We start from the raw sequence: 25,228 nt of genomic DNA, 5'->3' as shown, positions 1-25,228 counted from the left end.
GGTTATTTTCCAACAAATTCAGTTTCATAGGCATTCAAAAACACCTTTCCTTCTAGTCCCCAAGATTCAGCCGGTTTGATATTTAACCAATAAAAAATTTGAGATGTGATGTCATATTGATAAAGAATTTTCTTTTTTTCCTCAGCTTTGAGTTCCTCATCAGTGAGACAATTCCATTTTGGCAGTATATTCCAATTTAAGATAGCATCTGCTAAAAAGCTTGTATTAGTAGCTGTCGTAATAGTATTTTTCAATTCTCTCCCCGCACCTTCATCCATTTTCCAAAACCCCTTCAGACTGCCATAAGTCGATTCTGTAGGAAGAATATCATCTTTACATTTAAATGCTTTGATCTCGCTTTCAGCAAGGGCACTATTATAAAACGCAAGGTTGCTGATTACGGCTGTTGCTATGCCGTAAGATTTACCTGCAGGTCCAGCACCGATAAAAAAGGGATTTGCACTACCAGCGGTAAGATCTTTACCAGTAATATCTACGGCATCCCCAGCTGCACCGTCCATATAGCAAACTGCCATCCGCTTTCCATTTTCATTATAAATCTTAAGCGCAACATTATGCCATTGATCGATTACCAATTGCCCCGGAGGGTACACATAAATCAGGGTACCATTCCCCATAATATAACGGAATCGTCTTCCTCCCCCTTCAACCATCAAATGCCAGCCTTTTGTACCACTATATGCATGAGACGTTTTACCATAAAGTACCGAATTTGTTGTTGGAAATGCCGAAACCTTTACTTTTGAAATAATAGTAAACTCGCCGTCTTTACCAATTTCATAAGCATTAGGGTCTTCTTTCATGATCGGAATATCGTTACCAGCCTTACTCATGGTCAATGTATTTACAATCTGCGGAAGATCCAATTCAAATTTTATAAAATTCTTATTGTATAGGATCAAAGGAACCATGCGTTCTGCGAAAGTGGCACCGCCGTAAGTTTGATCAATTCCACCATGATTAGCCGTAATAATAATCAGCCAATCTTCACCTGCGTAACTTTTACGCTGCTCAACAGCGGTTACGATCTCTCCAACATATCCATCAATTCGGTCCAATGTCGATTTGTAATTGGGGTTATCCATTGAAAAACCTCCTGTTACACCCGCAGTATTCAGATCACGAAAATCGACTACAGCCAGACCTAAATCCTTTTCTCCATTTTTGATGCGATCTACAGCCTTTACTTTAGCGGCTTCATCTGAAGCGACTACTCCATTCTCATCCGACAAGTTAAATAAATTATGATCTAATGGCTCCCAAGCAGTAATCGATAGCGTTTTAAGTATCCGACCTGATTCCAATAGGCGCTGGTATAAACTGATATAACCTGTTGACACGCCAGTGCCATCGTGGTCATGAATATCATCATCTTCACCTTCCTCTACGTCAAAATTATTGGTGACGACACCATGTTTAGCGCTGTTTTTTCCGCTAAGTATCGTTGTCCAAGTTGACGCATCTTTCGTATTGGCATCCGCAATACTTTTAAAGGTATATTTTGAATGCTCCAATAGTTTGCCGATATTAGTAGGAACGTAATTATTTAGTTCTGTCCCCACCAATCCATCGATTGAAATTAACAATACCTTTCTCTCCTTAGTAATAGATTGCGGCTCCTCTTTTTCGAAAACCAGAGGAGGATCAAAATATTTCTTGCATGACATAAGGCAACAAACCGTAAAAACTAGCATGCTCCCCAATATATATTTATAGTTCTTCATCTCGATTATATATTTTTATTTATCAAATGTCCAAGCGCCCAATTCCGCCATAGCAACATCTGCATGGATTGCAGCTCTTATATTCAAACGAAACTCCTTAAATTTCCTTCGAACACCGTCCGAGAATTTTAGGTATACTTTTTCTGGATCATTATTCATAATGGCCAAAGTATTTCCACCTTCCATTGGCACGACCTCCCAAGCAGCCGATGCATTGGCCCGAACCTCCATCGTATAATCAGTAAGATAACGTGTCAAGTACCCTGAACGTCCTTGAAAATAGAATCCGTCAGCGTTAATATCATTTGGACTTACCACAGCGATGCTGTATGGGAAAGTCTTCACGTTACCAACGTGCCAAAAGGTAGCAGGCTTCCCGTCAAACAGATTGCTTAATGGATAATCGTTACGGAGATGATCTGCTGGAGAAATCGTCGCCGCCCAATTTGTGGTGCTAACATCCGTTCTATAGATTGGAATAGGCCCATCACCTCCTGTTTTGGTGACTGGATTAAATAGCCAAACTGCTTTATCCAATAATGGCAATTCCTTTTCTTGAGACACGTAGCGTTTAGACACTGCACTGACCTTGAGCCCCCATTGATTCAAATAAGGTTCCATATCTATTTTGGTATATTCCGATAACGCTTCGTAAAAGAAATCTATTTTCGACTGATCATTAGCTGAAGTAAAGCGCGCTTCACGCCCTCGCACATAGATATAAGTCATAAATTCATAGCCATACTTCTCAAAGATCTGTGCATACATCATCAAACGGATATCATGTGCTTTACTTTTATAAGCATTACCTTCAACATCCATACTCGCCCAGTTTATGTCATCTTTAGTTATCCCACCAGTTTTCTTTGCCGCGATATAAGGAACAGCACTATTCCATACTTCGGCAATCTTATAACTCTGATGTCCAAAAACCTTCGATACCCTAAAATGGAACAAGTTATTGGTAACCTCGCCATTTCCAGCAAAATTCCAAGTCGATCCCATTTGCATATTATGGCCTAGTTCGTGAAAAGTACCCCAATTGGCATTTTTCACACCATCTATACCAACTGCTTGCTTGAAGTAGTTCTCAGTAGCACCAGCACGAACCGGATAACCCGAAACCTGAGCTACCCCTGGCTTAAAGAGAACGTCATGGACAATCCGCCACTTGTTGAAAGGAGCACGATGTCGAATATCAGGATTACCTTCGGTCATCCCGGTCCAATCCCAGTAGCCCTCACGAATAGCTTTATCCCAAGTTTTCATTAATTCGGTAGGGTCTTCAATAGGATATTTTTTTAGCCGCTCAGTCTGCATCGTAAAAACGATGCGGTCCCCTTCCAGATCAAACCAAGGTACTGTCGATTTTGCCACTAGCGCTTTCCATTCTTCATTCGTCGTAGCTCCGGGACCACTCAATTTAAAGCTTGGCGCTTTGGCGACGCCCGAAAAATGAAGATCTACCACCCGTCCGATCGGACGGGAAGGTATAATATAAATTAATCCACCGTAAAGATTACGCATATAATTTTTCCCTGGGAAAAGTGTAGCTTGACTAAATATGACAGCATCACGAGCAGGAAAATCAATACCATCCAAACTGGTTGAGACATGCGGACTAATCTGCGCCGTCAAGCCATATACACCTTCTGGGACATCGATCACGATCAGCTCACCAGCCGGGGCATACACCCCAGTCCCTTGCCACGCCCCGGGTGCAACAGAGATTCGTAAGTCTGACGCTCTGATCTCTTCATAATTGAGATCGATCCGCACTAAATAATTCTCCAAACGAGGCTCTTCCGCAGTCATCAGTCCAGGGAATAAACGTGCTTGCGTGTATTTTGAGTAATCGATCTTAAAGCGATTTGTATCAATATTAACTGTTACAGTATCCTGATAATCAACATCGGAATACCCGTTATCTGCCGGGCTAAGGCGATCCTTTCGACAAGAGTAGGCTAAGGAAAGGAAGCCTGCCGCCAACAGTAAAAAACTAAAATTTCTTTTCATGTGCATTATCGGTTAATTATTGGAAAATGCTGGAGACCAGCTTTGGGCATCCAAATCAAATTGTCCTACCTCAAGGATATTCATCCAGTTGTAAATCATCAATGGGGCATCAACTGTCCGAACAACAAAACGATCCAATCGGTCTGGCAAAGTTGGACACAATGAGGCTCCACGTTCTGAAAAACTGTTCCAAACATAACTTCCTGTCAACTCAAAATTTCGTTTATTCTTACTTTTGTCTTTCAGGATTGCCCCACCGTCATCACCAGGCCAATAGCCAATCAAATCATTGTAAAAGGGGCTTGTAGAGATTACCATCGTTGAACAGGATATTGCTTTAATCACATCATCCGGAATCGCTGCCTTATAGATTCTAACATCAGCAATAGTATGAGCAAAACCACCATTATTTCCATAAGACCCCTCATTATAGCCCAATTTTAGTGGACTATCAGAGCTTAAATTTCGACCAGAAAATGTCGTATTTGTACTTTTTAGATCACCATCTCTATACATCTTCACAACACGGTTAGCTCCATCTTTGTAAATTTTCACCGTCAATGTATACCAAGTATCGAGATCGAAAGCTGTTCCATCTACAGCATAATTTGCTCCAGTTGAACTATTCCCAATAAACCTCCAACCTGCCCCCCCATTATACGTAATAGACCAACCAGCTGGAAAATTTTGTGAACCGTTTTGCTTTCCAAAAATTACGCCATTTTGGGCCGTACCAGCCTTACCATTTCGACCATTCATTTCATTAACTTTCAGCTTCAATTGTATGGTATAGTCCCCGGCATCTACGCCCGTACCCAAGTTATATAATGCCGCTTGAGCTGCAGGTAAATTTGCAGATCCATTCGCTTCAGAATATCTCACTGCCGAACCTGTCCAAGCCGGATCTACCGTTTCCATGCGTTCTACCAACTTGTAGCTAAACTCCGGGTTATTCATCAGGACAAAATTATTGCGCTCCGGAATCGCAAATACACTACCGTCTTGCAATGCTGGATTAAGGGTATATTTCCCCCCATTAGTCGAGGCTACAACAATCAGCCAACGTTCGTTTTTATAATTTTTACGATTGGTGATCGTTTTTCTTATCTCGCCAAGTTGGTTATCAAACGTGGCCAAAGCCTGAATATATTTATCATTGTCAGGCCCATATCCTGTCTGTTCTCCCACTTTTCTAACGTTGGAAAACGTTGCCATGACAAAAGTAGCCTCATCCTTACTCAATTCCTCCTTTGCAGCACTTAACACCTCTGCATCTGTTGACAGGACTTTACTATTGTCCACGCTATTCGCTTCGATCAATGTTGGCACGAGTGAATTGGAGGTTAATAGTGCCGTCCGGCTCCCTTTATATTGTTTAACCCGTTTGAAGAGCGTCGGGTAAGCCGCTAGATTATTTCCATTCAATTGATCATCACTGACCTTATGTTTTTCAATTTCAGTGCCTGTCAACAAGTCGGCATAGTCCGTCGCCAATGTTCCATGTTCACTACTGACCGAGTTCCAGCTAAAAACGCCGTTCATACTGAGCGCAGCCATATTGGACATATGCCCATAATCTGTCGCTTCACTACCGACAACTGTACCAACGGCACCTTCAACGACAACATACATTATCTTGTATTGATTGGCACTTAAGCCGAGGTCCTTAGGTTCTGAGCCAAACTCAAGTTTATTCTCTATGTTTTTGTTGCAGGAAAACGCAACTACCAATAGCAGAAAACTCCAAGCAGCAACCCCATATTCTTTCCATGTATTTCTTTTCATCTTTTAGATTTTATAGATAAATAAAAGCTAATCCAATAAAGTTAATCGAACGATATTGCCTAAATTATTTTTCCCATTAAAGGATTGGATCTGACCGACCAGGGTGATTGTTTTTTGTCCCAGGCTATTGGTTCCTTCTAAGGAGTCATGTATCGCACCGACTAGTCTACCTGTGTTATTATAATCTTCGACTAGATTTCCTTTCGAATCGATCATCATCAAACCTTCGCGGATAATATTATTATATTTGCCAAAGGATCCCGTGACCAGAATGAGACCATTAGACAATTGTACCGCGTAACCCGGAAATCCAGATGCAAAACCTAGGCTTTGGAAATTCGTGTCACTGCTCCCGTCTTCATTGAGCAGCACCATCCCATTGGCAGCTTTTCCATTAAACATGGTAAAACTACCTGTCACTAGGTATTTTTTTGTCAGCTTGGAATAACTTATCTTAGATACAAAACCATTAGCTCCGCTACCAACCTGAAAATCCGCATCAAAATTCCCATCGCTTTTTAATCGTACAATGTTATTGGCATTTTGTGTATTGTTAAAGCGTGTAAATGCTCCTACTAAGATCAATTTGCCATCGTCTTGCAAAACTGCGTCGGCAATTATACCGTTAACCCCCTCAAAACCTTTATTAGGAAGTGTAGCTTTATTAACAAAATAGCTATCATCCAATGCACCATCAGCTTGCATACGGGCCACACCTCCCATTGGAAAAATATCCATCAAGATATTGTCGTAAGTAGATCGAGTGTAATAATTGTTGACATACTGGCCAAACTGGCCAACCACAGTTACCTTATTATTCTGGTAAAAAGTCTTTACGATTGGCGAAAACGTACCTCCATTAAAAACCGGTACGATCAGGTTACTTTTGGCCGGATCAGAAGTGAGGTTAAGGATCGGTGTAGATTTCACTTGTAGTGCTCCTGTACTACTAATCGTAGTCATATTACGCACCAGCTTTATGGTATCGTACTGAGTGATATTACCTGAAATTAAAATATCCTTATTGGTCATTTCAACCATCGATGTGATTGCACCTGTCACACCTTGACCAAATTGCATACCACGCACAAACTCACCACTATTGCTAATCCGTGCAATACCTGCAATTTTGGTCGATGCCGCACTACCATTATAGTCCGTGAAATTTCCACCGATAAATATCTGATTGGCGGAGGTCTTTAAAATCGAATAGATAGGACTGTTGGCTCCTATACCAGATTGGAAAGTCGGGTCAACAGAAAGCTTACCAACAATGGGCAACATCGGGCCAGCAAATATCTGTCCATCAACGACAATTTTGACCCCCCCGGTACTACAGTCTTCAGGGACAATACTTGTCAGAGTCGAATCACTTATATTGGTGACTTGCGCCGGCATATTATTGATATAGAATTTCAGTTGATCTTTGTATTTCAATAAACCTCGTATACTGAATACCACTTCTGCTCCGGGTTTTGCTTGAGACGGAGATGGCGCTACCTCTCCAAAAACCACATCCACCGGTTCCTTACCCCCTGCGTATGGATCTGGTCCGTATTCTAGCTTATTACTGCACGAATACAGACTAAGCATAAAAGTTCCTGCAAGGATATATTTCGTTATGTTCATTATTTCAACCATTATTTCGTATTATAATCTATTCCGAGCTCCATAGCTAAATCCGTGAATCGAGTCCCCATAAACCCAAAGGTGTGGTTTCTATAATTCAGGACATGCACCCGACCATTAGTTGGCTGAATATTGGAAGACGCCACAAAAGTACTGACCCAACCTTGGGTAGGATTTGTAAAGTCCGGGATATAAGAAACCATCAATTGTCTCGGTCCGCCGTACTTGATCGTAGCGTCTCCATTTTTCAGGTCATGAAAGACAACACCGACATTGATTGCTGCATCTTCATTATAGGTCTGATAAATCTGACCACCAAACGCGTACTTGGCCGTTGTATCCACCTGTCTGAAATCTGTCAAACCATAGTCTCCTTTAATAATATATTGACTCAACAAACGACGATAAACCTCAGGTTTCACATCCTTAAACGATTTAATTGTATCCCTGCCCAATATATATAGATTAAAATTCAGATTGGATAGCGCATTTTCAAACGCCGGATCCGGTGGAGCGAAAAAAGTAACCTTTTCATTTTTCAGGACATCTTCCATGCCCGCGTAACGAATAATCTGGACCAATGTATCAAACGGATCCTCGGGGCGCTGGGCCTTGGACTCCAAATACTCCATCATATTACCTTTAAAATGAGGATCATGGACGCCACTATCTTCAAAATAATCTTTGTTGCTACAAGATGCTAAAACGGTAAGTAATAAGATTACCGCAGCTAGGATATTATTTAATTTCATTTGCACGTTCTCCTTTCTATTTCCAGTAGTTATTTAATGTCATGTAGGGGTTGTTGTTCATCGCTTTAGGATTAATCGGCCAAGTCCAGGCTTCCTGCAGATAGTCGCTATAAGTAACCGGATTAAAACAATACTTAGCATCGTATAGCTTCCCGGTTCGAACTAGGTCATAATAATAATGTCCTTCCCCCATAAGCTCTTTGCACCGCTCCCAGTAAATCGCATCTTTCAGGTTATTATCGTAATTATTGCTAGCGGGATACAACCCCGCCTCAGCACGTGTCCGAATCATATTAAGTAACGTAGTAGCCTTAGTTTCGTCTCCCAAATTAGCGTTGGCCTCTGCCTGCAATAGAATCGCGTCAGCTAAACGAAGCATAATCTGGTAATTACCCAATGACTGCGCGGTATTACCTTCGCCTAATGCGAGATTAAAGAATTTGAAAAAAGTAAAAGCGCCTGTCCCCGCAAACATGAAATTGTCACCCTTAGGGTCGGTAAACCAATATTTGATCCGTCCATCTTGTTCACCGTCGGGATACAGGGTGTGCATATATTCTGGCCGATACGTTAACTCACTTAAATTAGTCGTTGTCTGATTCAAAATAAAATAAGGCGCATGCAATACATGGGCGAAATAAGTCTTCCGTGTATTTGAATAAGACTCGCCATAATTCACATTATTCGGGATTTCGAATAATCCCTCCTTTGAGCGTCCATTAAATACCTCAGCGACCCTATTGATCGGTAATAACTCATAGGCCTTATTTGCTAACACACCATCATTGTAAAGCTCATCACCGAAACGGTCAACAGCCTGATAATAGGTGTTCTCGTTTGCCTTATCAAAACCCGCAAGCCACATATTCAGATGCATCATCAAGGCTAGAGCAGAACCTCTCATGGCCCGGACCCCACGGTTAGCAGGATCCGCATAAGTCCAAGGCAGGTCATCTTTTACTTTCTCCAAATCTTCCAAACAGGCTTTGGCAACTTGAATATGCTTTGTCCGCGGAAGAGGATCCTGGTTGTAAGCATCGGTATAGTAAGGTACATCCCCAAATAGACGCAACATTACGAAATAGGACATACTCCGCATAAATACAGCTTCAGCTTGATAAGCCTTCACCTCCGCTTGTGAAAATGAAGGATCATTTTCCGCGACTTTTGGCACTAGGGAATATAAAATATTAGCAGACTGAATCACTTTATAAATAGGTGTCCAATCACTGATTTTATCCCATTCGACATTGTATGTCCAGAAACGATCGGCATCTGTTCCAGGTTCCGGACGAACCGTATTCACCAAGGTTCGAATATCACCACGCGATATATAAGTTATATCAAGTCGATTGGGATAGGTTGCCGTACGCAAAACAGGTGCATTACGGAAATCACCCACCAATAGAATAGGACGGTCGATACCTACCCCCACACGAAAGAGACGATATATTTCCCGTGTAAATGTTTCCGCATCGTTTTTATCACGCCAGAAATTATTGCCCGAAAGACTATCAGTCGGTTCCACATTTAAAAATTTCTTACATGAAGATATTCCTATGATCAATGCAACTGCACAAATCAGTTGTAAGAGGTTATTCTTTTTCATTTTCATCTTCGATTAGAATTGAACATTTAGACCAACGGTGTATGTTTTTGGTGTCGGATAGCCATCTGATCGGTCGTATCCCATCGCCGTTACACCCTCTGGGTTGGGGCCCGTGTATTCAGAAAAGGTGTACACATTATTGGCGGTACCATAAACACGCAAGGAAGTAATCTTATATTTCGACGTCCATTGGCGAGGAAAATTATAAGCTACCGTAATGCTATTGATTTTCCAATAAGATCCATCTTCCAAAAATAAGGTCTGATTTGGGCGGAAAGGTTTTACACCACCATTTCGTGAATAATCAAATGGATTGGGTAAAAATGTGTTATCGCCGTAATATGTCCAAAAATCATAACCATCCATCGGTAAGAGTGCCGAATTTTTCTGCCCACGTGTATCTCCAAATAAAGGGTTACCATAAGAATTCATCTGACCAGCCATAGCCGCATTGATCACATCACGTTTTAAGGTATAGGATGTATTGACGTTTAAGCTCATGTTCTTGTATTGGATAAAAGTCGACAAACCACCAGTTACCTTTGGCTGCGCATTTCCAACGATTACCCGATCGCGATCATCAAGTATATAATCACCATTTAAATCTGTCCAGTACGGATCACCTGCCTGAAAATAATAGGTTTTCCCATCCCGGATCGTTTTGTAGGTTTCACCGGTTTCAGGATTCATTGGCACGGACTCATTGGTTGGGAATACCCCACGATAATCGTACAATAAATAAGACATACTATTGCGGCCAAGGCGATAATAGGTATCGAAGCCATTGCCACTATTATCTCGGACAATATATTGTCTTGCATTATCTGGAAGGCGTGTTAGAATATCATTATTAATAGCGCCATTCAACGAAATATTCCAATTGACCGGGCTATTTTGTGGAAGCGGCCTAAACATGAACGTAAATTCATAACCATAGTTCACCATACTCACATCATTCCCTTTCAGCATACTATAACCATTGTGATCCGCTAGATTGCGTTCCCATAGCATGTTATCCACTTGTTTGTAATAAAACTCTTGAATTGTGGTAATCCTATTGTTTAAAATACCCGCCTCCACGGCCAAACTGGTTGATGTGGTTGTTGAAGGAATCAACTTACTATTCGGCATTTGTCCCCAATCAAATCCAATGGTTGGGTTATTATTAAATTCTCCTGTAAAAATATATTTACCATTGGCGTCAAATACAGTTCCGGTAGGTACAATATTTTTACCCCAACCGGCACGGAGGGACAGGTAATCCAACCAATTTTCTGCAGCATCTTTCAAGAAGCTTTCCTTCTGCATATTCCATCTTGCAGAAATAGATGGATTTTTTTGCCATGGAACATCTGGGCCAACACTTGAGGATTTATCAAAACGATAGGTAAAATCCACAATATACTTAGACATATAATTATAGCTTAATGCTCCGGCAAATCCCGCAGAACGCACATCCGACGCATTATTTAAAACGCCACCTTTTGATGAACCATAGCCTAAGGGGCCTTCCAGCTGATCATTACCAAAACCTGTTTTTTCCTGCGCTTTCGCTTTCAAATTCATGAGGTTTAACTCATTAAACACATAAGTAGTCAGAATATGCTTATCCTCAGGACCCCAAGATTTAATATAGGTCAGCTGCGCCATATTATAGATAGTATTCCGCTGCGAGTCGTAATTATATAGTTTGGAAATATTATTGTTCGAGATACCTGGTGAAAAATTATCCGTACGATCACTAATGTAATTGTAACTAAAGTTATTTTTTGCGCGCAATCCGGGGATAAGTTCATATTCCAATTCGACATTGGATTTGATATCTGTCATTCGGTTATCGTTGCGTCCCAAGATGCTCGCGGCCACCGTTGGATCAACAAAAGGTGAATTTGGGGCCGGAAGTAAGGACGAAGCAGATGCCGAATTAGCTACCCCTCCCTGACTAACGGCAGTTCCTGTACCCGTCTGCTGACGACCAATATTTCCGGCCATATTCACAAACATGCGAAAACGATCAGTTGGTCGGTACTCCGAGTTCATCGTCAAGGTATAACGATCGAAACCAGTATTTTGCACAATACCTTTTTGTGTAAAGTACTGACCATTAATCTTATAATTGAATGTCGCATCACCGCCAGAAGCATTTACGTTGTGCGACTGACTATACGTCGGTCGGTAAAATACATCTTGCCAATTCGTCGAATTATTGAAATATGGGTTGAGACTATCCGAAAGTATTTGATTGTCAAAAATCAGATCCCGACCGTGATAATAACCGCCCGAATACCCCAATATTTGATTGATCCGCGAGAGACGTTCGTTTTTTCCGCCCAAAACATTCCGTAATCGAGGTGGCATATTAAAAAATTGATTGGTCGAATACTGGATAATTGGAACCTTGGAAAGCCCTCTTTTTGTAGTAATCCGGATGACCCCATATGCCCCCCTAGAACCGTATAGTGCTGTAGCTGCAGCATCTTTCAAGACGTCAACAGACTGTATATCCTCTGGGGGAATTAGTGAAATCGGGCTAATACCCGCACCTGCACTGTTAAATCCATATTGAAAGTCTGTATTGTCATCAACAGGCACACCATCCACAATATATAATGGCGAGGTTGGTGTCAAAAAAGCGTCTTGCCCTGATCCGCTAACTGAAATATTGGATAAACCACGTACTAAGACCGATGCTCTCACTCCAGGTTGACCGCTATTGACCTGAACATTCATCCCCGCCACTTTTCCTTGCAACAATTCAGTCACATTGGAAACAGGATTGTCCTGTAGCTGTTTACCGTCGATGGTCATCGATGAACCTGTCAAGGTCTCGCGTCTACGCGTCATAAATCCCTGAACAACGACTTCCTTCAACATGTTTTCATCCCTAGTCATGTAAATAGTAAAGATGAATGCTTTTCGATCTACCAATGATTGTGTTGTAGTCTTATAGCCTGTACTTGTAAAAATTAGAATATCATCTTTCGGAGCAGTCACTTTAAAAGATCCTCTTTTGTCTGACGACCCCAGTGCTTTATTCAATTTGGTGGACCTAATAGTTACATCAGAAACACCACTTCGTGTGGTCTGATCTTGCACGAAACCTGCTACATTCACCGTTTCTTGCGCCGTGACAAGCCTAACGATCAATAGTAAACAAGTAATTAGTATATATCTTCTCATTTGGTTTTTCATGGTTAATCGTTGTCAAATAAAGGAGCCTCATCAGGGAAGAAAAATATAATCTCCCAATCTCCCTTTTCATAAATATTGAAATCGAATCGTACTCCTGAAAATTCTCGAATTCCGCCGAATGCAATCCTTGTAAAAGTAAAGGAAGTCGAAGCCCGCCCACCTGAAGTCCATTCTGTGGCTAATGTGGGAACCAATGGAATAGGATAGGCTACATCATAACGTACCGAGGTAGAATCTTTATCAAACGTTTTATTGAAACCATGCACCAACCGGTCCCAATCGGTATTATTGAACCTTGACAATTTTATCGGTTGCAGGTCCGGTCCAAGGAATTTAAAACTTAGCGAACTTCCTTCGCCTTTTTTATAGAACCATATTTGGGGTTGCACTGGGGTTCGGGTGGAATCTCCCAACAAATTCATTGTTATTGTCGGACGTAAAATCCCACTCTCAACAAAAGGAGCGTAAGGTTGTTCTTTCAATGGCGTCAACAACATATTCTTAAAGAATCTACTCCCGCCATTACTACTTACTTCTACATCAAAATAATAACCGGAATCTGGATACGATTTCAACACAGTAGAATTACTTGTACCATGCATCGTTAAATTGCCCGAATGCTGTGCGATCTCCCAAAGGGGCCGCATTACTGTATCCCTTTTTGCCTGTATTTCTGCTAAAGATTTTTCAGTCCCCGTATAAGGTTGCTTCCAGATGGATACCGGAAACAATTTTAGCAGCTCCGGCGCTTCCTTGCCTTCAAAGGTGCGGACGGCAGAAATTCGGAAACTCAAGGGTAAGGTAGATTCACCGGCATTAAAAATATCCTGAAATTGCGTTGTTTGCCCTAAAATTGGTTTAAATTCCGTCTGTGTAAAGTTCATATCCAAACTAAACGCATCTAAATCGGATGGAAAGTTTTTCTTACAGCCAGATAAGAGCAATACAACTGCAAGGAACATTAATTGAATATATTTTCGATTCATAATTACAGGTTAAAGCGGTTTAAGAATTCACCGAATCCGAACTCATGACCATTGGCCAAGATATGAACGACACCATTTTGCGTCTTAATATTAACAGCTTGTGTCGCGGAACGCGTCCAATATTGGGTAAAATTGGATCCCTTTGTATCACTATAGAACACGGTGACCAATCCACCATCCACCAATCCAGATGCTTCTTGTTTCACGCGTTGTGCGTGCATAGGTTGTTCATGTTTCAAAGTATGCACAAAAAGACCGTCAACATAAAGCATGGAATCTGTTGTTACGAGTCCCTTCACGATATACTTGCTCAATAGAGTATCCAGCTGATCCTTATCTAGATCTCTGATATACAAGGGCGATTTCTTCTGATTCTTTCTGATCAAATTGAAATTGTTGATTGCAGACTGAAATGACGCATTAGTCGGTGCAAAGACAGTTAAGCTATCTGTAGCCAGCTGATTTTTGAGTTCGGGAAAAAAGGCCAATACATGCATCAAGGAATCATAGACCTCAGGTTTGGATTCGAAATATGCTATGGTATTTCCGGAGAATAGATTTTCTTGATTTTGAAAATCATAATAACCTTCAGTTTTATTGCAACTTGTCAGCATAAAACCAAACAGTAAACCGAATATTCCGACACCAAAATATTTTCTTATAGTTTTCATATTATTTCCAAAATGAATTTTGATTTAATTGGCTATTATTATTCAGTACCTCTTGTGCAATGGGCCAGAATATGCCCTTTCCATCAATAAGTTTATTAAATTCGGGATCATTCCGCTTTAATTTCTTGTAACGGACTAAATCATACCAACGCCAGCCTTCTCCCAAAAGTTCTCTTCTGCGCTCGGCGAATATTTCATCCAACAGATCGGCATCACTTGGCGAATCATTTAGTCCCCTGCTTTTACGTACTTGGTCCAACAACCCTTTGGCCAAATCCTGCTGTCCCAATACAACGAGTGCCTCTGCACGGAGTAACGCGATTTCTTCCAAACGTGAAAAGACTATAGCTGAGCTAAATAATGGCAAAGAACCATCTGCACCCGAAACGCCTTCCCGGATAACTTTAATTTTGCTGAAGATGGGGTATTGACCGCCGATATTAGAAAAATAAGTCGATGCAATCGTCCCATCCTTGGCGATATTATATCGGACATCGTTGTCTTCTGTAAAAACCTGGATAATATGATCATTTGGAATATAGATATCTGGGGTCGCTTTCGACACCAATGGGCTTGCTAATGTTAATTGCTCCAAATGTCCTTCATACGACGCTTCTCCCGCAGCCCATTTAAATGGAAATGCAACCAACTGCGAATTGGATGAATTATAGAAAAAACCATTTGCAGCGGTAATATTGCTGGACAAGTTGAATGTCGCCCCAGATTTACTTGCATTAGTAAGGACATAATCCGCATAAACTGATGCTTCCAAATAATTACCTGACCAAGCGGCAATATGTGCCAAAATTGTATTTGCCGACAAACGATTAAAAAGTACACCATTCCATTGATCACGATTGGAACCATGGTAATTTAATGTCGGGTATATAGGATCTGTCTCACTACCATAAATAAAAGGCAACTCATCTTTGATTGATTTGATCTGATTTTCGGCATAAGCCAGAACCTCCTTTTCTGGGGAAGCTTTAATATTGGGAAAATTGCCTTCATAAGACTTATCCCAGATAGGCACATCGCCCCAGGTACGTGCCAAAAGATAATAGCAAAACCCCTTGATAACCCGCATTTGAGCTATATCGATCTTATTGTTCAGCGCAGTATATTGTGCATCTAGGGGAACAATCCTGCTGGAATTTTCGATAAATAGATTGGCCGCATTGATCACCGCATAGAATTTACGCCAGTTGCTCAATTTTTGTATTAAGGGATAAGATGAATTTAGCTCGCCAGCTATAATAACATCCAAGTCTCTTTTATTAACCGCCGAAAAATCCCCGGATCTTAGCTCGCCGTACATCCAATAGCCATTATCTTGTGCCAAAGCAGTACGCAATAAACCATAAACTCCCATAAGTGAGCTTCGTGCATCGTTAATATCTTTCCACTTGTTCTCTTCGTTGACAATATGCCTGGAGTCAACGTCCAGCATGCTGCTGCAACCAGATAACAATGGGCTCGCCGCAGCAAAAGCAATCAGTAGCATACTCAATTTGCTACATTTCCGCACGTTTTGTTGTATTGTTTTCATCATTAACTCTCCTTAAAAATCTAGCTTAATACCTAATACAATCGTTTTGGGTAATCTCAGTCCTTCGCCTGCGTCATACCCAAAGAAGTTTATCAACTCTGGGTCACGTCCCGAATATTTCGTGAGTGTAAGCAAATTGCTTCCACTGAGATAGAGGTAAAATTTAGAAAAGCGCGTATTCGACTTTTTGACCATCGACGTAAAATCATAACCGAATGTCAGATTACGCAATTTCACAAAAGATGCATCTTCCAAAAACATATCCTGCTCCGCTTGATAGGGTGATACTGGAGACCATGGGTTATATAAAGGATAGGCCTTTTCATCAAAGTTCTTTTCCCAATAGGTAATGTCCCGCACTGAGCTAAGCGAATGACCCTCATCTTGGTTCGCGAAATCAAAATACCGCGCTGCCTGTGCATTTAACGCATCTTTTTTCAGGTTAAAGTACAATAAGAAACTTAGGTCAAAGTTGTTCCATCCGAATCTATTATAGAATCCACCCGTAAACTTAGGAATGTAATTACCCATTAAAACACGATCCTTATCATTGATATCAAAATCGCCATTTGTATCTTCCCAGCGTGGATCACCGCCTTTCATGGCTGTACCGTTATAGGTCAAAATTTTATGATCTGTATTTACAGGAACATCCAGATCGTTTTCATAGATCCCCTGATTTTTCAACACCCAAAATTGATCGATGCGATTACCCACAGCAAGCTTTCTATTACCAATTTCTATCTCCTGCAAACCACGAGGTAGGGCTTTTAGCTGATTGGTATTGTAAGCGATATTAAAGGAACTATTCCAGGATAAACGATCAGTAGCAGCAGGAAAATTGAAATTCAACGTAAAATCCACCCCTTTGTTGTTGATGGCCATGCCGCTCAACCGTTCATACTGATAACCAGATTCAGCGACAGTAGGCACTGTAAACACAACATCTTTGTTATCTTTATTGTAAAACTCTACACGGGAAGTGATTTTGTCACCTTTCAAAGCGAAATCAATGCCGGCATTAAACATATCCGTATAGGCCCAAGGCAGGTCGTAACCTACCCAACCAGACTGATAAGGTCTGCTAATTGTACCTATTCCATTGTAGGAAATGACGTTTTTATTGGAACTCCAGCCCAGTTCTGTACCATATTGCGGCCCCGCCGCTTCAATATCAGTGGATGGAAGGTTACCCAAACGTCCCCAAGACGCCAATATCTTAAGACCACCAATGTTATCGCTTTTAATAACTGAATTAAAGTCATATTCACCATTGAACGCGAAAGAGGTGAACCACCTATGGTCTTTTTGTACTGCTGAAGATCCATCTCGCCGAACGAGAGCTCCGATTTTTAAAACTCGATCAATGGCATAAGTTCCTCGGAAATAAGCTGACGCCAATCTAAAATCCATCCGATCCTGATAGTAATAAGGTATAAATCCTACGGACTTTAGATAATTGGATTTTTGGCTATCGCCTTCAACGACATTTACCTTGATAAAATCATTCGGTCCTTTATAGCCTTGAATAAAATTATACTTCTGCTTATCTGATTGGTAGCTAAATCCGGCCTCCACTAACAAATTGCTTTTATCATTGAGGGTATAACGATAGTTCAATGTATTGTCAAAAGCCATTCGTTCATTATAGCCATAGTAATTCGAAACGTAATTGTTTCCTGACATCAAGGTTGATGGCCAAAACACGTTACGAACATTCTCGTTATAATCCAGGTATAATTTAGGCGCGAAATTTAAGTTTTTAAGGATAGCAAAATTTAAAGCAAAGGACCCCAGCAAACTGGTGATATTATTTTCATCCAAGGATTTTTTATACTCATCCACGTACAGTCCATACAAATCTTTATTGGGAGACAAAGGAGTAGATAAATCCGGGATATAAGCTGTCTCCCCCAAACGCTCAGTGATCGAACGGTTTCTATCTCTGTTCAGTCGTGTTCCTTGAATCATACTCGATATCGTCAACCATCTTATGGGCAACATATTCAGGTAAAATGCCGCTTGGTAGCGATTTAGACTTGTTTCGTCCGCAGCACCGGCATCACCGGCATAATTACCAAAAAAACGAAAGTTAGCACGCTCGGAACCACCCTCCAAACTACCATTGATATCGTAAATGGGCTTCGCTTTATAATAAAGATCGGTCCAGTTGGAAGGGCCATAAAAGTTAACGTTTGAAGAATCGCTCAGGTAAGCGGGATAAGCTGCCAATTGGCTCTCATTTGCATATTTAGCATAGAATGGAGTCCTAAATTTCTTCTCAAACTCAGCATTTATGGTGGTTACACTTGATGGTGTAGCATAGCCATAATGGCTGTTGAAACTTATTTTCCGCTGACCAGCTTTTGCATTCTTTGTGGTAATATAGATCACACCATTCGCAGCTCTCGGCCCAAATATAGCAGCAGTACTATAATCTTTCAGCACATTAATAGATTCAATATTATCTAGACTAAAAATACTGTTGATATTCGTGGCGGCACCAATCGGTTGGAGACTATAATTCTGAATAGCATAGCTCAATGTCTGATCGTCAATTAAGGGAATCCCGTTCATAACGATCAGAGGCTTGCTTTTATTGACATCTGCAATATCAACAATTGGGCGGGCTAAGCCACGCACCAATACATTTTGTTTGATTGTTCCCGGTTCCCCCGAAAGTTCCTGAATATACACTCCTGCTGTGTTCCCTTTCAACATCTGTTGCATCGTGAGATAGGGTCGCTTCTTCGCAGCAGCAATATTCACTGTATCTACCCCTAGGTAAGGTTTGGTAGGATCCGAAGAGTAATAGATAATCGAATCTTTGGATACAGTATCTGCTCGCAATCCGAGCTGTAGCCCGAAGGAGCCTGTACCACGATTAGATATCGAAGGGGTAGCGGCTTCCAACTCAGGTAAACAACCTAAACTCAGCAGAAAAAATAACGTACAATAGCTTACATTTCTTTTCATAAACAGTACTCAAAAGGTTAAATGCCAGTATAATCCAGCATATCTTGGTTTTTAATCAATTAGACAGGTTTTTTATTGGTCCCGTATTCATTATGGGTGTAATATTACAGCTTTGAATCCGTTCCGACTTAACAGCTTCTTAACGCAATCGATTGCCCAAATGTCGAAAACGTTATAGTGTAAATGCGACACTGTTGCCCCAAAAAACACGTTTTATGCTTAGAGAGTACTTCTTATTTCACTGTCTTTTAGGCTTGTTTATCTTGGTCATTTGAATTCATTTGTGCCACCGCTACCAGGTAAGAACTAGCCACAAATAACATCAATACCTATACTGGGAATTTCATGAAGGCGGGGGACGTCAAGCCTTGCGTCGAGGAGACTGGAAAGGAAAACCCGAAGAAAGAGAAGAGCTGCGTCAGCTGATTGAAAAAGCCTACATCGAAAGCAATCTTTTTCCATTGACAAATGTAATCACACATAAAAAATAAAACAGAAGTTTTGGCGATTAACACATTAACAGTTAATCCCCGAAACTATGAAGACTCCCGAACATATATAAATGTAGTAAAGACACTAAATATATACAGATTATCTGCCTGTAATAAGAAATTATATTTTTTTTACTAAGTTTACTCCCCGAGTACTCTTATGAAAAATCAAAAATCATATCAATATCATGAACTTCTCCCGCTTATAAGTCTGGGGGATCAACGAGCGTTTGTTATATTATATGATCTCTTTACACCTGATTTAATAGCTTTTATAGCAAAAAAGGTTGCAAGCAGCGAAGTAGCTGAAGATATATTGCACGACCTTTTTATATCAGTATGGAAAAATCGGGAAATGATTGAACAAATAGAATCTCTTCCGGCCTATCTATTTAGCTCCTGTAGATACCTCATTCTTGCTCATTATCGCAAGAATTTAAAATTAAAGGTATCATCGTTCGATTTTGACGAGCTCGAACTGGAAGATGAAACCGTTTCAATAGAAGATAAACTCTATTACCGTTATATCATCGATATTGTTGCCAAAGAAGTCGAGAACCTTCCCGAAAAGTGCCGAGAAGTATTTAAATTGAGCCGTGACTTCTACATGAGCAACAAAGCTATTGCCCAGCAGCTAAATATCAGCGAATCTACCGTCGAAAAACACATTAATAAAGCAATCAAACATCTTCGAGCAGCAACAAGCCATCTATTTCATTTTACACTTTTTTTCTAGTCAACACTCATACCTTTTTAACAGGTATTTTCATAGATATTTTGTCCATTTTTAAAAAAAACACTTTTTTTTCACTTTTGACTAGAGGTTTCTCCTTGTTTCACACACTTGTATAATAACTGACCATTCCAATGGAACCTGTTATGAATCAAATGAACGAAATATACAAGCTGATTTCCATCTTCTTGAACAGGAAAGATACTGTTGAAGAGAAAAAAAGAATACTTGACTGGTTTGAAAAACAGTCCGAAAATGGCATTTCGGAGACCGAATTTGCGAATATTCAAAATAGGACCAAGAAAAGCCTTTTAAGAGAAATACAGCATTCTGAACAAAAAGTTACACCACTCCGTACTGTTAAATATATAGCGATTGCCGCCAGCATCTTGCTCATTGGTTTTTCGATCTTAAAATTCTGGCCAAAGCCCGAGATCTTAGCGACTACCGAACAATTGGCGTCAATCCCTCCCGGTAAAGAAAAGGCGATCATTGTATTGGGAAATGGTAAACACATAGACCTCGAGCACCTTCCGCTCAACCAAAGTATACAAACTGACAATGTCATCATAAAAAAGGATGGCAACGGGCAAATTAGCTATCACGATGTAAAAACCGGACAAGTAGATATACAAAAAAATAGCATGTATACACCAAAAGGGGCTACATATGACCTGACATTATCAGACGGCACATTGGTAACATTAAATGCAGATTCTAAGATTTCCTATCCAGCTTCTTTTAACAATGAAGAAAGAGAAGTGGAACTCCAAGGGGAAGCCTATTTTCATGTTCAGAAAACAAGCAATAAAAGCAAGTTTATTGTGAAGACTCGTGGTCAAAAAATTGAGGTTCTCGGAACCCGCTTCAATGTCAACGCCTACCCTGAAACAGATAAAATACAGACAACCCTAGAAGAAGGATCTGTTTTAGTCTCAGCACGAGATGTTCCACAGGGCAATATTTATCTTAAACCAAGTGAACAGGCCACACTGCAACATGGCGTATTGAACTCCCAGCGTGTGGATATCGAAGAAGTATTAAGCTGGAAAAAGGGTCAGTTTTATTTTAATGGCAATAACACTGAAGAAGTGATGCAACAAATTGCCCGTTGGTATAATATTGACATTACTTACCATCGAAGTAAAGACAAAGAACAATATACAGGCACAATTCCCCGTAATCTCAGCTTAAATAAATTGATTGAGCTCCTCAATTATGCTGATCTCAATACAAAAGCTTTGGTAGGCGAAAATAGCCGCATTAAATTAATCATTACATAACCAATTACTAAAATTATGACCAATAAAAAACTACCTCCGTAAATCCCTAATATAATACCAATAAAAAACGGACTCTGTTGGCGCAGAATCCGCAATTGTAATTGGTATTAAAGCATCGAATAACGTCTCAATTATTAACACATTAAAACCAAACGAATTTAATGAAATTTTCAACAACTCCGTTCATGAAGAAGGGGGAGGATTTTCATGAAGACCTGTTAGGCAAGAATATCTCGTCAAATAAAGGTCTTAAAAATGAAAAACAACCACCTTTTTTTGCACGACCTTTATCTAGATCTCTTATGAGGATCAACCTAATAACTTTATTGGTCGGCCTAGGCCTGTCGCAAGTAAATGCTCATACCTATGCTCAGCAGATCACACTCAAAAAGAGAAAGGCCAGTCTCTCCTCTATTTTGAAAGATCTCGAAAAACAAAGCGGTTATACCTTTTTCTATAGGAAAAATGAAATAGCCTCTAACGACGATATTTCGATTGACATAAAAAATGTCCCATTTGTACAAGTTCTAAAAACCATATTAGGTGATGCCAATTTTACCTATGATTTTTTCGATAAGACCATTGTATTGAAGAAAAACTACGAGTCAAACAGAGCCACCTCCAAACTGGATAATAAAATAAGATTGAACTTCCAGCAAGAAGTTCAAATTACGGGATCAGTTAGGGATACAAGTGGTACTTCTCTCACAGGGGTTAGTATCGCCGTCAAAGAAAAATCTGGAATAGGAACTGCTACCGATGTTAATGGAAATTTCATCCTCAAAGTTCCAGCAAACAGTACATTGGTATTTACAATGGTTGGATATGAGTCTCAGGAAGTATCCGTCAATAAAAACACCAAATATAATATCATTTTAAAGGAAGCCTCTTCAAGTGCTATTGATGAGGTTGTCGTAACAGCTTTTGGACAACGACAACGTAAACAAGATATTATAGGTTCTGTTACCTCCATTACACCCAAAGAACTACGTCAACCTGTCAGTAACTTAACAACGGCTTTACAAGGTAAGGTTGCCGGCATCGTTTCTTTTCAACGAAGCGGAGAACCAGGTGCAGATAATGCAGACTTTTTTATTCGCGGAGTCGGTACTTTTGGAACCAACAACAAGCCTTTGATACTCGTTGACAATATGGAGGTCAGCACAGACGATCTAGCACGCATTCCTGTCGATGATATCGAAAGTTTTTCAGTTCTAAAGGACGCAACAGCATCTGCCGTATATGGTTCACGCGGAGCAAATGGTGTTATTTTGGTAACTACAAAAACAGGAAAAGAAGGGCCTGCAAAAATCAATTTCAGAGCCGAACAGCGTGTATCCACACCTACGGAAAAACTGAAATTCGCAGATCCTGTGACCTGGATGAAAATGTATAATGAGGCTGTGACGACTCGTGATCCTCTGGGAGTAGAACCTTATAGTCAGGAAAAAATCGATAAAACTGCCGATGGAAGCAATCCTATGCTGTATCCTGCTGTCGATTGGTTAAATACACTAACCAAAACAACGACAACAACCCAAAATTACAACCTAGGCATATCTGGTGGTGGACAAATTGCCAACTACAATGTCAGCGCAAACTTTACCAATGACAACGGCTTGTTGAAAATGGACAAACTGAACAATTTCAATAATAATGTCAATTTTAAAGTAATGAATTTGCGAAGTAATATTGGCATCAATATTACCAAATCGACAACAGCTATGGTACGTACCGTAGCTAACCTTCAAAACTATCAAGGGCCACCGACAAGCGGATCTGAAGCTTATAACCTGGCTCTTCGCGCCAATCCTGTTTTGTTTCTGCCCGTATATGAGGCTGGTCCAGAATTATCTTATGTCAAACACCCATTGTTTGGCAATTCAGGCGACGGTCAATACGCCAACCCCTATGCACAGATTATGCGTGGTTATTCAGAAAGGAGAAGGAGCAATATCCAGATTCAGCTCGAGCTAAACCAAGATCTTTCATCTATTATTACAGAAGGATTGAAATACCGTGCTTTGGGGAATATAACGCGTAATTCTTATTTTTCCCAATCTCGCCAATATTCTCCTTTTTATTATGAACCGCAGTCCTATAATGCGGAATCAAATACCATGAGCTTGCGACCGATCAATCCCGAGTCTGGAACAGAATATCTAAATTTCGTACCAGGTGACCGGACACAATCCTCTATATTTTATATGGAGAACCAGCTATCCTACAGCCGCACCTTTAATGATAAACATAATATATTCGGAACGGTGATCAATACTATTCGGGATAATGTCAGTACCCCAGTGGATAATAACATTTCACTCATTAACTCATTGCCGAATCGCAACGTCTCCCTATCGGGGAGCTTCACTTATGGCTATGACAATAGATATCATGTGCAATTTGCTTTTGGCTACAATGGATCCGAGAAATTCTCCAAAGCATATCGTTGGGGATTTTTCCCCTCTTTCGGAGCAGCTTGGTCTGTTTCGAATGAAAAATTCTTCGAACCCCTCAAAGAAGTGGTCAGCAATTTGAAATTTAGATTTACGCATGGTATACTCGGCAACGACCAGATATTGGACACCAGATTCTTTTACCTGTCTGACGTTGACCTAAACAACTCTTCTTATAATTATACCTTTGGCTTACCAGCAGAACAAGGAAGAACAACGATATCGGGAGTTAACGTAAATCGTTATGCCAATCCAAATATTAGCTGGGAAACCTCCAGACAGACAAATTATGGAATCGACCTTAGCCTATTCAACGGAAGCTTTACTTTTACCGGAGACTATTATAATCAACTTCGATATAACATCGTACAGCAGCGCAGTCTGACTAGTATTAATGGATTGACAGCCGGTGTTTATGCAAATCTAGGTAGATATAAAAGCCGTGGATTCGATTCCGAAATGTCCTATTCAAAATCTGTCAACTCCAATCTCTGGTTCCAAGGCCGGGGTACATTTACCTATGCAACAGGAGAATATGATTTTTATGAAGAACCGGGCTATGCAAATAGTTATCGTCAACGTAAGGGAACTTCTGTCGGACATCAATTTGGCTACATTGCAGAACGCCTATTTATAGATGATAATGAAGTGTACAATGCCCCGCAGCAATCAACCGGATCAAGCGTCCGCGGAGGTGACATCAAATATCTAGATGTCAATAGGGACGGCATTGTCAATGATGACGACCGTATGGCAATCGGTCATCCAACAACCCCTGAGATCAACTATGGCTTTGGATTGAGTACCGGCTACAAAGGGCTCGACTTCTCCTTCTTCTTCTCTGGAGTAGGCCGAACATCGCTGTTTATCAACTCGACAGCTGACAATGTGAGCTCGCCGCTAAGTCGAGGCATCGCACCTTTTGGATCAAGTACCGCTCCAAATGCAGTATTTCAGGAATGGGCCGACAGTCACTGGTCCGAAGATAATAAGGACATTTATGCCGCTTGGCCTAGACTAAGCGTCACTCCTTTGGCCAACAATACGGTCACGAGTACATTTTGGATGAGAAATGCATCGTTACTCCGTCTAAAACAAGTCGAATTAGGCTATTCCCTGAATGAAAAATTTGTAAAAAAATTCAAATTTAAATCATTTCGGATATATGCAAGTGCCACTAATCTACTACGTTTCAGCTCTTTCAAATTGTGGGACCCTGAAATGGGCGGAAATGGTCTGAACTATCCATTGCAGAAAACCTACAACATTGGTGTGGCTGCAAACCTTTAAAGATTTAAGAGAAAATTTCATAAGCGAAGGGGTAGGAAAACAAGCCTATTCGCCGATGAAAAAAC

At 40.6% G+C, this 25,228-nt stretch carries 14 protein-coding genes; 3 read left to right on the top strand and 11 right to left on the bottom strand.

Annotation, left to right across the window (positions count from 1 at the left end; genetic code table 11):
* Positions 1 to 2: 2 nt before the first annotated feature.
* The 11 genes from AB1Z56_RS22480 to AB1Z56_RS22430 are packed head-to-tail and all read right to left on the bottom strand — an operon-like array spanning position 3 to position 18,910.
* Positions 3 to 1,745, bottom strand: a complete 1,743-nt coding sequence (locus tag AB1Z56_RS22480; RefSeq protein WP_309359755.1) for a LamG-like jellyroll fold domain-containing protein — start codon at positions 1,743 to 1,745, stop codon at positions 3 to 5.
* Between the two features lie 15 nt (positions 1,746 to 1,760).
* Positions 1,761 to 3,761, bottom strand: a complete 2,001-nt coding sequence (locus AB1Z56_RS22475) for a M60 family metallopeptidase (protein WP_426790242.1) — start codon at positions 3,759 to 3,761, stop codon at positions 1,761 to 1,763.
* A 12-nt stretch (positions 3,762 to 3,773) separates the two neighbouring features.
* On the bottom strand, positions 3,774 to 5,546 hold the full coding sequence (locus tag AB1Z56_RS22470; RefSeq protein ID WP_426790241.1) for a LamG-like jellyroll fold domain-containing protein: 1,773 nt from the start codon (positions 5,544 to 5,546) through the stop codon (positions 3,774 to 3,776).
* Between the two features lie 27 nt (positions 5,547 to 5,573).
* Positions 5,574 to 7,175, bottom strand: coding sequence for a DUF5008 domain-containing protein (locus AB1Z56_RS22465; RefSeq protein WP_313266294.1), 1,602 nt, complete (start codon positions 7,173 to 7,175; stop codon positions 5,574 to 5,576).
* Positions 7,176 to 7,186: 11 nt separating this feature from the next.
* A complete protein-coding gene (locus tag AB1Z56_RS22460; protein ID WP_313266295.1) occupies positions 7,187 to 7,927 on the bottom strand; it encodes a fasciclin domain-containing protein in 741 nt (246 codons plus the stop codon).
* A 16-nt stretch (positions 7,928 to 7,943) separates the two neighbouring features.
* Positions 7,944 to 9,536 (bottom strand): RagB/SusD family nutrient uptake outer membrane protein, encoded by a 1,593-nt coding sequence (locus tag AB1Z56_RS22455; protein WP_313266296.1) that lies wholly within the window; start codon positions 9,534 to 9,536, stop codon positions 7,944 to 7,946.
* A 12-nt stretch (positions 9,537 to 9,548) separates the two neighbouring features.
* Positions 9,549 to 12,716, bottom strand: a complete 3,168-nt coding sequence (locus AB1Z56_RS22450) for a SusC/RagA family TonB-linked outer membrane protein (RefSeq protein WP_426790240.1) — start codon at positions 12,714 to 12,716, stop codon at positions 9,549 to 9,551.
* A gap of 14 nt (positions 12,717 to 12,730) precedes the next feature.
* Positions 12,731 to 13,714: a DUF5007 domain-containing protein gene (locus tag AB1Z56_RS22445; RefSeq protein ID WP_313266298.1), complete on the bottom strand. Its 984-nt coding sequence runs from the start codon at positions 13,712 to 13,714 to the stop codon at positions 12,731 to 12,733.
* 2 nt (positions 13,715 to 13,716) lie between these two features.
* Positions 13,717 to 14,385 (bottom strand): fasciclin domain-containing protein, encoded by a 669-nt coding sequence (locus AB1Z56_RS22440; protein ID WP_309359739.1) that lies wholly within the window; start codon positions 14,383 to 14,385, stop codon positions 13,717 to 13,719.
* Between the two features lies 1 nt (position 14,386).
* Positions 14,387 to 15,937: a RagB/SusD family nutrient uptake outer membrane protein gene (locus tag AB1Z56_RS22435; RefSeq protein WP_309359737.1), complete on the bottom strand. Its 1,551-nt coding sequence runs from the start codon at positions 15,935 to 15,937 to the stop codon at positions 14,387 to 14,389.
* Positions 15,938 to 15,946: 9 nt separating this feature from the next.
* Positions 15,947 to 18,910 carry a SusC/RagA family TonB-linked outer membrane protein gene (locus AB1Z56_RS22430; RefSeq protein ID WP_426790239.1) on the bottom strand — a complete coding sequence of 988 codons (2,964 nt, stop codon included), beginning with the start codon at positions 18,908 to 18,910 and terminating at the stop codon, positions 15,947 to 15,949.
* Between the two features lie 651 nt (positions 18,911 to 19,561).
* On the opposite strand from AB1Z56_RS22430, the gene AB1Z56_RS22425 reads away from it, so the two are divergent.
* From AB1Z56_RS22425 to AB1Z56_RS22415, 3 genes are all read left to right on the top strand, one after another.
* A complete protein-coding gene (locus AB1Z56_RS22425) occupies positions 19,562 to 20,137 on the top strand; it encodes an RNA polymerase sigma factor (protein WP_426790238.1) in 576 nt (191 codons plus the stop codon).
* Between the two features lie 143 nt (positions 20,138 to 20,280).
* The gene (locus tag AB1Z56_RS22420) at positions 20,281 to 21,417 is read left to right on the top strand and encodes a FecR family protein (RefSeq protein WP_426790237.1); all 1,137 of its coding nucleotides are present in this window, start codon (positions 20,281 to 20,283) and stop codon (positions 21,415 to 21,417) included.
* A 302-nt stretch (positions 21,418 to 21,719) separates the two neighbouring features.
* Positions 21,720 to 25,163: a SusC/RagA family TonB-linked outer membrane protein gene (locus tag AB1Z56_RS22415; protein ID WP_313266302.1), complete on the top strand. Its 3,444-nt coding sequence runs from the start codon at positions 21,720 to 21,722 to the stop codon at positions 25,161 to 25,163.
* Positions 25,164 to 25,228 lie beyond the last annotated feature (65 nt).

Source organism: Sphingobacterium sp. WOUb80, from assembly GCF_050058145.1.
In the GTDB taxonomy this organism is placed as follows: domain Bacteria; phylum Bacteroidota; class Bacteroidia; order Sphingobacteriales; family Sphingobacteriaceae; genus Sphingobacterium.
The sequence above is the reverse complement of the archived record's forward strand: the minus strand, read 5'-3'. Positions and strand labels throughout refer to the sequence as shown.